This is a genomic window from Stenotrophomonas sp. SrG, from assembly GCF_050031795.1.
GTDB classification, from domain to species: domain Bacteria; phylum Pseudomonadota; class Gammaproteobacteria; order Xanthomonadales; family Xanthomonadaceae; genus Stenotrophomonas; species Stenotrophomonas rhizophila_A.
The window spans coordinates 23,453-35,361 of record NZ_JBNBBE010000004.1; the positions used below are offsets into that span (position 1 = coordinate 23,453).

Here is an 11,909-nt window from a genome sequence, read left to right on the forward strand (position 1 = left end):
TGCCGGCGCCACGTCGCAAAGCGCAGTTCCGATGATTGTCATGCCCACCATCGGCTGATCACCGTTATCGGCGGTCGTTTGGGAAGCGACCCTACCAACATCGCCGCGTGCCGCGTACCGCGTACCGCGTACCGCGTGCCGCGTACCGCGTGCCGCGTACCGCGTACCGCGTACCGCGTGCCGCGTACCGCGTGCTGCGCCGTCAGTCCAATGGCGCGGGGTTCACCACGGGGTCGCGTGCGTAGCGCTGTGAGATCACCGCGCAGACGATCAGCTGGATCTGGTGGTAGATCATGATCGGCAGCACGATGGCGCCGAGGCTGCCGCCGGCGAACAGAATCTTGGCCATCGGCACGCCGGTGGCCAGGCTCTTCTTCGAGCCGCAGAACAGGATGGTGATGCGGTCTTCGCGGTTGAAGCCCAGCCGCCCTGACAGGAAGGCAATCGTCGGCATGGCGATACCCAGCAGCACCGCCGCCACCACTGCCACGGTGAGCAGCGACAGCAGCGGGGTCTTGCTCCACAGCCCTTCGTTCACTGCTTCACCGAAAGCCGAATACACCACCAGCAGGATCGTGCCCTGGTCGGTGTAGCGCAGCAGCGCGCGCTGCCGTTCCACCCATGGGGCGATCCACGGGCGCAGCAGGTGGCCGGCCACGAACGGCAACAGCAGCTGCAGCATGATGCTCAGGATGGCCTGGCCGGGGTTGTGCATGCCGCCTGCGGTGCCGGCCAGCAGGGCCAGCAGCAGCGGGGTGAGGAACACGCCGAGGATGCTGGACAGCGAAGCGCTGACCACCGCCGCCGGCACGTTGCCGCGCGCCAGCGAGGTGAACGCGATCGATGACTGGACCGTGGACGGCAACGCGCACAGGAACAGCACGCCGATGTACAGCTCGGGGGTGAGCAGCCAGCCATCCAGCGGCTTGAACGCCAGCCCGAACAGCGGGAACAGCACGAACGTGCAGGCCAGGATGGTCAGGTGCAGGCGCCAGTGCAGCAGCCCGGCCATGATCGATTCGCGCGGCAGGCGCGCACCGTGCAGGAAGAACAGCGCAGCGATGGCCACGTCGGTGACATCGTCCAGCACCATGGCCGCAGGACCGTGCATCGGCAGCAACGACGCCAGCAGCACGGTGCCGAGCAGGGCGAGAGTGAAGTTGTCCGGTCGCAGGCGCGACCACCAGCGGGTCATGGTGGGCAGGCTCCTGTAGAGCAGGGGGAAAGGGGGTGAAGCGGCAGCAGGATCAACGCGCGGTGTCCTGCTCGAGCAGGGTGCGGGTCTGGGCCTCCAGCGAGGTCATGCCGGCCTCGCGGCCGAACTGCAGGGCCTGTTCGGTGGATGCGCCCTGTTGCGCTTTCATCAGCGCCAGCAGCGCGCCGACGCGGTTGCCGGAGGCACAGTGCAGCAGTACCGGGCCGTTGGCCTGGGCCAGTGCGGCCTGCAGGGCATGCACCTTGGCGGGGGTAAGGCCGGCAGCACCGGCGACCGGGATGCGCACGTAGTGCAGGCCGAGCGACGCCGCCGTGGCGGTTTCGTCGAAGCCGCGGTCTTCGGTGGGTTGGCGCAGGTCGATCACGGTGGTGATGCCTGCCGTGGCGGCCTGCTGCAGTTGTGCTGCCGTCGGTTGCCCGCCGGTGTAGAGGTCTTCTGCAGGATTCCTGAAGGTTCGGGCGAGGTCGGCTTCGGCCAGCGAGGCAGGGCCTCGCTCTACCAGCCGAGCATCCAACCCGTCCTGCGTAGAGCGGGGCCCTGCCTCGCTGCTGGCCGGAGCAAGCAACACCAGGCACATCACACAGGCACTGAAGAAGGCGGGGCGGTTCCAACGTCGCATCACTTCACCTTCCTCCCTCATCGGTCAACGCAGCGTGGCGCGCGCCTTCAGCAGCTCGCGCAGTTCGTACTTGTCAGTATCGTCCAGACCCTGCTGCCGCTGCTTTGCCTGAAGCTCCTCAAGACGTTGCAGCAACAGCTGTTTTTCCAGCTGCGCCACCGCATCGTGCAGTTCCTGGTTCCACATCGCCTCATCGCCGGGCAGGGTCTGCGCGGCCAGCTTGTGCAGCGATTCCTGCTCTTCGCGGCCTTCGAAGTGCTCCAGCAGTGCGCCGGTGCTGATGTCCGGGCGCTGTTCCACCAGCGTGAGAAGCTCGATCAGCAGCTCCACCCCGGGCAGGCGCAGGCCGCTGAAGTGGTGGCCTTCCAGCGTCATCGCCAGCGACGGCTGCTGCAGCAGGATGGCAATGGCCGCGCGTACCAGGCTGCGACGCTGCGCGGGTGCCACGGCGCGTGCCGGCGGGCGCGATGCCGGCGCGGCGGCTGGTTTAGCGCCCAGCCCGGTCAACGTGGCCAGCTGCTGCTTCATCAGGTCGCCGAAGGCGCCATCGGGAATCTGCGCCAGCATCGGCCGCGCGCGTTCGGCCAGGCGTGCCTTGCCATCCAGCGTGGCCATGTTCACTTCGCGGGTGAGCTCATCGAAGAAGAACTGCGACAACGGCGTGGCCTGCTTCAGGCGCTCGTCGAAGCCGTCCTTGCCTTCCTTGCGCACGATGGTGTCGGGGTCTTCGCCATCGGGCAGGAACAGGAAGAACGCCTGGCGGCCATCCTTCATGCGCGGCAGCACCGATTCCAGCGCGCGCCAGCCGGCGCGGCGGCCGGCGGCGTCGCCGTCGAAGCAGAAGAACACATCCGGCGCGTTGCGGAACAGAAGTTCGGCGTGGTCCGGCGTGGTCGCCGTGCCCAGCGTGGCCACCGCCTGGGTGACCCCGAACTGGAACAGCGACACCACGTCCATGTAGCCTTCGACCACGATCAGCCGCTCGATCTTCTGGTTGGCCTGGCGCACCTGCCACAGGCCGTACAGTTCGCGCCCCTTGTGGAACAGCGCGGTCTCGGGCGAGTTGAGGTACTTGGGGCCGTCGTCCTTCTCGAGCACCCGGCCGCCGTAGGCGATCACGCGCCCGCGCCGGTCGTAGATCGGGAACATCACCCGGTCGCGGAACTTGTCGTAGACATGGCCGCGGTCGTTCTTGGAAAACAGCCCGGCGCGGTCAAGCAGCTTCATGCGCCGCTCGTCCTTGCCCAATGCATCCTTCAGCGCGCTGTAGCCATCGGGCGCGTAACCGATTGCAAAGCGCGTGCGGTTTTCCTCGTCCACGCCGCGCTGGTCCAGGTAGGCACGGGCGGTGTCGCTGCCCTCCAGCGACTTCTGGAAGAAGCGCGTGGCCGCATCCAGCGCGGCGTACAGCTCGCGGCTGTCGTCCTGCTGCTGGGCGGTGCGCGGCTGCGTATCGCGTGGTACTTCCATGCCCACGCGCTTGGCCAGCTCATCGACCGCGTCGAGGAACTCCAGGCGGTCGTAGTTCATCAGGAAGCTGATCGCGGTGCCGTGCGCGCCGCAGCCGAAGCAGTGGTAGAACTGCTTGGTGGGCGAGACCGTGAACGAGGCCGAGCGCTCGTCATGGAACGGGCAGCGCGCCGAATATTCCTTGCCCTGGCGCTTCAGCGGCACGCGGCTGCCCACCACTTCGACGATGTCGGAGCGGGCCAGCAGGTCGTCGATGAATGCGTCGGGGATACGGGCCATGGGCAGCAGCAGGGGGCACGGCCGGCAACGGCCACGCACGGAAGCGGGGGACCCCGCTAGTCTACTAGCTGGCGGTGCCTTCGCCCGGTTTCGGCGGCACGATGCCGGCCTCGGCCAGGTGCACGCGGGCACGCAGGCGCTCGTCGATCACCGCCGTCATCAGCGCGCCCACGAAGAACACCACCGTGGCGTAGTAGATCCACACCAGCGAGATCACCAGCGCGCCCATCGAGCCGTAGGCGCTGCCCGGCGCCACCGTGGCGATGTACAGCCCGATGGCATAGCGGCCCAGCGCGAACAGCGCCGAGGTGATCACCCCGCCGATGAACGCCTGCCGCCAGGCCACGCGGCGGTCGGGCAGGTAGTGGTAGAGGAACGCGAAGCCCACCGTGTACAGCAGCAGGCTGGTCAGGTAACCCACCGCCGGCAGCACCGAGGGCAGCTGCGCGAACGCCACCTGCAGCATGGTGGTGGCGGTCATCGACAGGATCAGCAGGAAGCCCAGCGCCAGCACCACGCCGAAGGAAAACACGCGCTTGCGCAGCCACGCCACGATGCCGTCCAGGCGTTCGCCGCTGGTATTGAAGATCAGGTTGAGCGCGTTCTGCAGCTGGGCAAACACCGCCGTGGCGCCGATGAACAGCAATAACGTGCTCCACATCCCGGCCAGCGAGCCCATCGAGGGCTGGTTGTCGGCGTTCTTGAGCACGGTATCGGCCACGGTGGCCGCGCTGCTGCCGGCCACATCGTTGATCTGGCCGATCAGCGCCTGCTGTGCGGGCGGGTACAGCGAAGCGGTAAGCCACAGCAGCAGCACCAGCAACGGCGCCATCGACAGCAGGGCATAGAAGGACACCGACGCGGCCTGGGTCAGCACGTCCACATCGACGAAGCGTTTGCCCACGGCAACCGGGAAACTGCGTTCAAGCCGGTCCACGTACTTGCGCAGGCGGGGCGGAACGCGGGAAGGGTCGTGCGCGGGCTCGGGCGCGGGAGAGGGCGGCAGCGAAGACATGCCTGGATTTCTAGCAGGCCCGGTTCGAAGACCGGGTGAAACGCGGGCCCATCAACGGTGGGCGCCTACCGGTAGGACACGCAAGGTGCGGCGAAAGCCGCACCTAACGTCGTTTACGACGGCCCGAAGGGTGCCCGCGCGCAGCGTGGGCATACCGTTGGTCGTGTCCCCCCGCTCACTCAACCGGCGAAGTGCGCCTTCACCAGCTTGGAGACCAGGCCCATGTCGGCCTGGCCGGCCAGCTTCGGCTTCAGCGCGCCCATCAGCTTGCCCATGTCGGCGGCGCTGGCGGCGCCGGTTTCGGCAACGGCGGCCTGGATCGCAGCCACGATCTCGGCTTCGCCCATCTTGGCCGGCAGGTAGGTGTCGATCACCACCAGTTCGTCGCGCTCGATCTGCGCCAGGTCTTCACGCTGGGCTGCTTCGTACTGGCTGATCGAGTCCTTGCGCTGCTTGACCATCTTGTCGAGCACGGCGATCACAGCGGTGTCGTCCAGCTCGACGCGCTCATCCACTTCGCGGCGCTGGATTTCCGCCTTGATCAGGCGGATCACGGACAGCTTGTGCTTGTCGCCCGCCTTCATGGCGGCCTTCATGTCTTCGGTGAGCTGCAGCTTCAGGCTCATGGAACACCTCGTATCGATGAAAAGGGTGGAAACGCAAAAAGCCGGTAACGCTCGCGCGTTCCGGCTTCGGCTCCGCCGCGACAGGACAAGCCTGCCGCATCGAAGTTGCGTCCGATCAGTACAGGCGCTGACGCTTGGTGACGTCGCGCGACGAGCGGCGCAGCTGACGCTTCACAGCAGCGGCAGCCTTACGCTTGCGCTCCTGGGTCGGCTTTTCGTAGAACTCGCGCTTGCGGGTTTCGGCCAGCACGCCGGCCTTTTCGCAGGTGCGCTTGAAGCGACGGAGCGCAAACTCGAAGGGCTCGTTCTCGCGGACTTTAACGCTGGGCATGGAATCTCCGGGACACAGTAGAACCGGGTCACGCCCGGTGAGAGCCGCACATTATAGCGGCGAGAAAAGAAGTTGCAACCCACCCCGGCAAAGATCCTGGCCTGGGGTAGTGAAGGGCACGTCGGCGGTACGTCTGCCAAGGCCTCAAGAGGTCCATAATACCCGTTATGCGAGTCCTTGGTATCGAATCTTCCTGCGATGAGACCGGCGTAGCGGTGTATGACACCGCCATGGCCGGCCCGGACGCCCTGCGCGCCCATGCCGTGTACAGCCAGATCGCCCTTCACGCCGAATACGGCGGGGTGGTGCCTGAACTGGCCAGCCGCGACCATGTGCGCAAGCTGCTCCCCCTGATCCGCCAGACCCTGGCCGAGGCCGGGCTAGGCGTGGGCGACATCGACGGGGTGGCCTATACGGCCGGCCCGGGGCTGGTCGGCGCCCTGCTGGTGGGCGCGGGTGTGGCCCGTTCGCTGGCCTGGGCGCTGGAGGTGCCTGCGGTGGGTGTCCACCATATGGAAGGCCACCTGCTGGCCCCGCTGATGGAAGTAGACCCGCCGGAGCCGCCGTTCGTGGCCCTGCTGGTGTCCGGCGGGCATACCCAGCTGGTGGCGGTGGACCGGATCGGCCAGTACCGCCTGCTCGGCGAGACCCTGGACGATGCCGCCGGCGAAGCCTTCGACAAGACCGCCAAACTGATGGGCCTGCCGTACCCGGGCGGCCCGCAGCTGGCGGCCCTGGCCGAACAGGGCACCCCGGGCAGGTTCAAGTTCACCCGCCCGATGACCGACCGGCCCGGGCTGGATTTCAGCTTCTCCGGCCTGAAGACCCAGGTGCTGCTGGCCTGGCGCGACAGCGACCAGAGCGAGCAGACCCGCGCCGACATCGCGCGCGGCTTTGAAGACGCCGTGGTCGAAACCCTGGCCATCAAATGCGAGCGCGCGCTGGATGCGGCCGGTACCGACGTGATCGTGGTGGCCGGTGGCGTGGGCGCCAACAAGCGCCTGCGGGCCAAGCTGCAGCAGATGGCTGAACGCCGTGGCGGCCGCGCCTGCTTCCCGCGCCCTTCGCTGTGCACCGACAACGGCGCCATGATCGCCTTCGCCGGCGCGCTGCGTCTGGAGGCCGGCCAGCACAACCCGCCGCAGGTGCAGGTCACCCCGCGCTGGGACATGGCGACGCTGCCGGCGGTGTAGCAGTCGGCGTCAGACCGGTCGATTCCGCAGCAGTGGCCTCACCATATCGTGTCCGGCCATCCATGCCGCTGTGCGCGGGCAGCGCAGCTTCACTACTCGCTCGATGGCCGCATAGTCGTCGGCCAATGCCCTCCCGAAGATGGGTTCATGGTGCGCGATACGATTACGCAGACGCCGGATCTGCTCGAGATCACGGTGCATCTCAGCCCGGATCCCGTGCAATGGCATCCCGCGATCGGCGCCGGGAAATACCTGGCCCATGCAGCGGGACCAGAGGCGGGCGTCGAAGCGATGCGTGAACATTTTCTGCCAGAACACGAAGCTGAGCGTCGGGATGACGGTCGCCGTCGCGCTGCTGCGGGCTGCGGCGCGACGTAACTCCCTTCGTGGATCGTATCCGCCTGCAGGGCTGGGAAGGCTGTCTTCAAAGCCTTGAACCCATGGCCACCGCGGCCCATGGATTCGGGTAAGCGCATCGGATACGGCGTTGCGGGTCACCACCTCGCCAATGTGCAGCGGCACCAGAAACGCGGCGGAGATGCGTGCATTCCAGAGGTACAGTTCGAGTGGTGTGCACTGTGTGCTGCAGGTGACTGCACAATCGAATGTGCGCAGCCGTTCTTCCGACAAAGCGCGTCTTACAGCGTCTTCCATATGCACACTGCTGGCCCTTCATGTCCGATGGGTGGAGGATGGAGTGGCAGGCGGTGCTGTGAACATCAGGGATCAGGAGGCTGTTGCGAGGTTGTCTCAATCGATCTGCGGAGCCTGATTGACTGTCTCTATTGAATCGACCGCAAGAGCGAAACTCGTCCCAATTCCAGTCAAGAATGGTTGACGGCGTAGCGCCGCCCACGTAATTTCTGCCTCACGCGCCACCGGGACTCGCGGATGGGTATCCCATCTCCACCCGGGGACAAGAGGTAAAGCAAAGGGCTCCGCGCGGGGCCCTTTGTCTTTTTCGGCCCGCATTTCACACGGGGCGCCGCCAGGCACCGGTTCGAGGCACGTTCGGGGCCGTCCCGTTACCATGGTCGCCATCTTCTACGTGGCACTCCTATGGACAAGGTATTCATCGAAGGGCTCGAGATCGATGCCCTGATCGGGATCTACGACTGGGAACGGCGGATCCGCCAGACCCTGCGCTTCGATCTGGAAATGGGCTTTGACAACCGCAGGCCGGCGGCCAGCGACGATATCGCCGACACCCTGAACTACAAGGCCGTGAGCAAGCGCATCGAGCAGTTCGTGCGCGAATCCGACTTCGGCCTGGTTGAAACCCTGGCCGAGCGCATCGCCGAGATCGTGCTGCGCGAATTCAACGTGCAGTGGCTGCGCCTGAAGCTCAGCAAGCCCGGCGCGGTGCGTGGTGCCAAGGCCGTGGGCGTGATCATCGAGCGCAGCACCGCCTGAGCCACCGCTGCCCGGCACTGACCGCGCAGCTGTCGCACGGGCCGCGCCCCGGTCGCGCAGCTGTCGCAGGGGCCGCGCCCCGGTAGCGCCGACTGTCAGTCGGCCCTCGCAATACCAAGAGAACCCGTAAACGATGGTAGACGCCGTAATCGCAGTACAACTCCTGGAAAACCTGCAGGACACCCTTGAACCCTGGCCCTGGGCCTATACCACCATCGTGCTGTGCGCATTGGCGCTGGCCGCCTGGCTGGCCAACTTCGTCACCAAGCGCATCCTGCTGCGCGGCCTGCGCCGGCTGGTGCGCCGCCTGCCCGGCACGGAAGGCGGCAGCAACCTGCGGGTGATCTCGCGGCTGGCCAACGTGGTGCCCAGCATGGTCATCGCCGCCGGCATCCGGATCGTCCCGGATCTGCCGCCACAGCTGGTGGAATTCATCATCGGCGCCTGCCGGGCCTGGGCGGTCCTGACCGTCGCGCTGGCGGTCTCGCACGCGCTGGATGCGGCAAACGAGCTCTACGAGCGCCGCCCCGATGCCCGCAACAAGCCCATCAAGGGCTATCTGCAGGTCGTGAAGATCGTGGTCTTCGCGGCCGCAGGCCTGGTCATTGTTGCTGAACTGCTGGGCCTGAAGCTGGGCCCGATGGTGGCCGGCCTGGGCGCCGCCACCGCCGTGCTGATGCTGGTCTTCCAGGACACCATCCTGTCGCTGGTGGCCAGCGTGCAGATCAGCGGCGATGGTCGCGTGCGGCTCGGCGACTGGATCGAAATGCCCAGCCAGAACGCCGATGGCGATGTGATCGATATCGCCCTGCACACCATCACCGTGCAGAACTTCGACAAGACCATCACCACCATCCCGACCAAGAAGCTGGTCACCGAGTCGTTCAAGAACTGGCGCGGCATGCAGGAAGCCGGCGGCCGCCGGATCAAGCGCGCGCTGTACCTGGACCAGCACAGCGTGGGCTTCCTGGACGCGGCGGCATTGCAGCGGCTGGAGCAGTTCGCGGTGCTGGGCGACTACCTGCGTGAGAAGCAGGCCGAGCTCACCCAGTGGAACACCCAGCTTCAGGCCCAGGGCGTGGCGGCGGTGAACGCGCGCCGGGTTACCAACCTGGGCACCTTCCGTGCCTACGTGGAGCGCTACCTGCGCCAGCACCCCGGCATCCATACGGATATGACGTTGCTGGTACGGCAACTGCAGCCGACCACCGAAGGGCTGCCGTTGGAGGTGTACTGTTTCACCCGCACCACCGCCTGGGCGGGCTACGAAGGCATTCAATCCGACGTGTTTGACCACCTGCTGGCGATCCTGCCGGCGTTCGGGCTGCGCGTGTTCCAGGCCTCCAGCGATGCCATGTTGATGACCGCACAGCAGCAGCGGGCCGCCGCAGAGTAAGCTCCTGTGCCCCGCGCTTTGCTTTGCTGGCGGCGGGAACGCTAGAATCTCGGCCTTGTAAACGTTTTCATAAGGATAGCCGGTGGCCTCCGATCGCATCGAAACCCTCATTGCCCAGATGACCGTCGAAGAAAAAGTCGGCCAGCTGGGTGTGTTCGCGGACATGGTCCGGCCGTTCGCGCCGGACGTGAACCCCGAAGCCAATGTCAGCAACGCCGACCAGGTGCTTCAGCAGGTGCGCGAAGGCAAGGTGGGCTCGCTGTTCAACGGGGTGGGCGTCGAGGCCGGCCGCCGCATCCAGCAGGTCGCCCTGGAAGAAAGCCGCCTGGGCATTCCGGTGATCCTGGCCGCCGATGTCATCCACGGCATGCGCACCGTGTTCCCGATCCCGCTGGGCGAAGCGGCCAGCTTCGAACCGGACCTGGCCCAGCGCACCGCGCGCGCCACCGCCGTCGAAGCCACCGCGGCGGGCCTGCACTGGACCTACGCACCGGCGGTGGACATCGCCCGAGACCAGCGCTGGGGCCGCGGTGCCGAAGGCGCCGGTGAAGACGTGGTGCTGGGCTGCGCGTTCGCCGCCGCCCGCGTGCGCGGCTTCCAAGGGCCGGACCTGCGCGCCGCCGACGCGCTGCTGTCCACCCCGAAGCACTTCGCCGCCTACGGCGCGGTGATGGCCGGCATGGAATACAACATGGTGGACATCTCGCCGCAGACCCTGCGCGACGTGCACCTGCCGCCGTTCAAGGCCGCGTTCGAGGCCGGTGCGATCACGGTGATGTCCTCCTTCAACGACATCAACGGCGTGCCCGCCAGCGCCAACGCCGAACTGCTTACCGACATCCTGCGCGGTGAGTGGCAGTTCCCGGGCGTGGTGATTTCCGATTACACCGCCGACATGGAACTGGTCGCGCACGGTTATGCCGCCGACGACCGCGACGCTACCGCCAAGGCATTCACCGCCGGCCTGGACCTGAGCATGCAGAGCGGCTTCTACGCCGAACACCTGCCGGGCCTGATCGACAGCGGCGAGGTGCCGATGGCCACGCTGGACGAATCGGTGCGCCGCATCCTCAACCTGAAGGAAGCGATCGGCCTGTTCGACGATCCCTACCGTTCGCTGGATCCGGTGCGCGAAGCCGATACCTCCTACATCGCCGCGCATGACGCACTGTCGCGCGATGCCGCGCGCCGTTCCATCGTGCTGCTCAAGAACGAAGGCAACGTGCTGCCGCTGCGGAAGGAGGGGCAGAAGATCGCCCTGATCGGCCCGTTCGTGCAGGACCGCGACAACATCGAAGGCTGCTGGACGCTGTTCGGCGACAAGTCGCGCTACGTCACCCTGGAAGCCGGCGTGCGCGCTGCGATCCGCGATGAAAGCCTGCTGGAGATCGTGCCCGGCTGCGACCTGGAAGCGGCCGTGCAGGACGGCATCGAACAGGCCGTCGCCGCCGCACTGCGTGCGGACGTGGTGGTGCTGGCGCTGGGCGAACCGCAGCGGTACAGCGGTGAGGCGCAGTCGCGCGTGGAAATCACCCTGCCGGCAGCGCAGCAGGCGCTGGCCGAGGCCGTGGCGATGACCGGCAAGCCGCTGGTGGTGCTGCTGCGCAATGGTCGCGCGCTGGCCCTGCAGGGTGCGGTGCGCAATGCGCAGGCCGTGGCCATCACCTGGTACCTGGGCACGCAGACCGGCCCGGCCGTGGCCGATGTGCTGTTCGGCGATTACAACCCGTCCGGCCGCCTGCCGGTGAGCTTCCCGCAGGTATCGGGGCAGCAGCCGTTCTTCTACAACCACCCGCGCACCGGCCGCCCGGAACTGCCGACCATGTCGGAGTTCAAGGCCCGCTGGCGCGAGATTCCGAACGCGGCGCTGTATCCGTTCGGGCACGGCCTCGGCTACACCACCTTCGCTTACGGCGTGCCCCAGTTGAACAGCGCCCAGCTGGGTTGGGATGACACGCTGGAAATCACCACCACCCTGACCAACACCGGTGCGGTGGCGGGTGAGGAAGTGGTGCAGCTGTACATCCACGACCGCGTGGCCAGCCGCGTGCGGCCGGTGCGCGAGCTGAAGGATTTCCGCAAGGTGGCATTGCAGCCGGGCGAGAGCACGGACGTGCGCTTCACGCTGGATCGTCATGCGCTGGGCTTCACCGGCCGTGATGGCGTGTTCCGTGCGGAGCCGGGCCAGTTCGATGTGTGGGTGTGTGCGTCGTCTGCCGCCGGTGAGCCGGTGATCTTCGAGCTGCTGGCCAAGTGATCGGGCGCCGGGCCCTGCCCGGCGATCCATCACCGCGCGCTTGCCAGGCAGGGCCTGGCGCTACCGTCATGGGTGCTGCACGCCATGCGGGCTA

The 11,909-nt window shown here is 66.9% G+C and carries 11 protein-coding genes; 4 read left to right on the forward strand and 7 right to left on the reverse strand.

From position 1 onward, the window contains the following. Positions 1–202: 202 nt before the first annotated feature. From ACQG3P_RS04945 to rpsU, 6 genes are all read right to left on the reverse strand, one after another. Positions 203–1,195: a bile acid:sodium symporter family protein gene (locus ACQG3P_RS04945; protein WP_426804365.1), complete on the reverse strand. Its 993-nt coding sequence runs from the start codon at positions 1,193–1,195 to the stop codon at positions 203–205. Between the two features lie 52 nt (positions 1,196–1,247). Next, entirely contained in the window at positions 1,248–1,835 is a 588-nt protein-coding gene (locus tag ACQG3P_RS04950) for a beta-lactamase hydrolase domain-containing protein (protein ID WP_426804366.1), read from the reverse strand. Between the two features lie 24 nt (positions 1,836–1,859). Then, complete coding sequence (dnaG, locus tag ACQG3P_RS04955) at positions 1,860–3,584, reverse strand: DNA primase (protein ID WP_068848768.1); 1,725 nt, start codon at positions 3,582–3,584, stop codon at positions 1,860–1,862. Between the two features lie 64 nt (positions 3,585–3,648). Beyond that, the gene (locus ACQG3P_RS04960; protein ID WP_083214047.1) at positions 3,649–4,599 is read right to left on the reverse strand and encodes a YihY/virulence factor BrkB family protein; all 951 of its coding nucleotides are present in this window, start codon (positions 4,597–4,599) and stop codon (positions 3,649–3,651) included. A gap of 179 nt (positions 4,600–4,778) precedes the next feature. Further along, the gene (locus ACQG3P_RS04965) at positions 4,779–5,225 is read right to left on the reverse strand and encodes a GatB/YqeY domain-containing protein (RefSeq protein ID WP_093532977.1); all 447 of its coding nucleotides are present in this window, start codon (positions 5,223–5,225) and stop codon (positions 4,779–4,781) included. 115 nt (positions 5,226–5,340) lie between these two features. Beyond that, on the reverse strand, positions 5,341–5,556 hold the full coding sequence (gene rpsU, locus ACQG3P_RS04970) for a 30S ribosomal protein S21 (RefSeq protein ID WP_002808376.1): 216 nt from the start codon (positions 5,554–5,556) through the stop codon (positions 5,341–5,343). A 167-nt stretch (positions 5,557–5,723) separates the two neighbouring features. Between rpsU and tsaD the strand changes: the two genes are divergently transcribed. Continuing rightward, positions 5,724–6,749 carry a tRNA (adenosine(37)-N6)-threonylcarbamoyltransferase complex transferase subunit TsaD gene (gene tsaD, locus ACQG3P_RS04975; RefSeq protein ID WP_426804367.1) on the forward strand — a complete coding sequence of 342 codons (1,026 nt, stop codon included), beginning with the start codon at positions 5,724–5,726 and terminating at the stop codon, positions 6,747–6,749. 9 nt (positions 6,750–6,758) lie between these two features. Here tsaD and ACQG3P_RS04980 read toward each other — a convergent pair whose 3' ends face one another. Then, positions 6,759–7,403, reverse strand: coding sequence for a hypothetical protein (locus ACQG3P_RS04980; protein WP_254622159.1), 645 nt, complete (start codon positions 7,401–7,403; stop codon positions 6,759–6,761). A gap of 405 nt (positions 7,404–7,808) precedes the next feature. On the opposite strand from ACQG3P_RS04980, the gene folB reads away from it, so the two are divergent. From folB to bglX, 3 genes are all read left to right on the forward strand, one after another. Next, on the forward strand, positions 7,809–8,162 hold the full coding sequence (gene folB, locus ACQG3P_RS04985; protein WP_068848774.1) for a dihydroneopterin aldolase: 354 nt from the start codon (positions 7,809–7,811) through the stop codon (positions 8,160–8,162). 133 nt (positions 8,163–8,295) lie between these two features. Next, on the forward strand, positions 8,296–9,558 hold the full coding sequence (locus ACQG3P_RS04990) for a mechanosensitive ion channel family protein (protein ID WP_426804368.1): 1,263 nt from the start codon (positions 8,296–8,298) through the stop codon (positions 9,556–9,558). A gap of 82 nt (positions 9,559–9,640) precedes the next feature. Next, positions 9,641–11,815 carry a beta-glucosidase BglX gene (gene bglX, locus ACQG3P_RS04995; protein WP_426804369.1) on the forward strand — a complete coding sequence of 725 codons (2,175 nt, stop codon included), beginning with the start codon at positions 9,641–9,643 and terminating at the stop codon, positions 11,813–11,815. The last annotated feature ends 94 nt before the right edge of the window (positions 11,816–11,909 follow it).

Bases quoted from the DNA above. Each gene is read 5' to 3' on its own strand.
- ACQG3P_RS04945 (WP_426804365.1), bottom strand. From the start codon at position 1,195: ATGACCCGCTGGTGGTCGCGCCTGCGACCGGACAACTTCACTCTCGCC.
- ACQG3P_RS04950 (WP_426804366.1), bottom strand. From the start codon at position 1,835: ATGCGACGTTGGAACCGCCCCGCCTTCTTCAGTGCCTGTGTGATGTGC.
- dnaG (WP_068848768.1), bottom strand. From the start codon at position 3,584: ATGGCCCGTATCCCCGACGCATTCATCGACGACCTGCTGGCCCGCTCC.
- ACQG3P_RS04960 (WP_083214047.1), bottom strand. From the start codon at position 4,599: ATGTCTTCGCTGCCGCCCTCTCCCGCGCCCGAGCCCGCGCACGACCCT.
- ACQG3P_RS04965 (WP_093532977.1), bottom strand. From the start codon at position 5,225: ATGAGCCTGAAGCTGCAGCTCACCGAAGACATGAAGGCCGCCATGAAG.
- rpsU (WP_002808376.1), bottom strand. From the start codon at position 5,556: ATGCCCAGCGTTAAAGTCCGCGAGAACGAGCCCTTCGAGTTTGCGCTC.
- tsaD (WP_426804367.1), top strand. From the start codon at position 5,724: ATGCGAGTCCTTGGTATCGAATCTTCCTGCGATGAGACCGGCGTAGCG.
- ACQG3P_RS04980 (WP_254622159.1), bottom strand. From the start codon at position 7,403: ATGGAAGACGCTGTAAGACGCGCTTTGTCGGAAGAACGGCTGCGCACA.
- folB (WP_068848774.1), top strand. From the start codon at position 7,809: ATGGACAAGGTATTCATCGAAGGGCTCGAGATCGATGCCCTGATCGGG.
- ACQG3P_RS04990 (WP_426804368.1), top strand. From the start codon at position 8,296: ATGGTAGACGCCGTAATCGCAGTACAACTCCTGGAAAACCTGCAGGAC.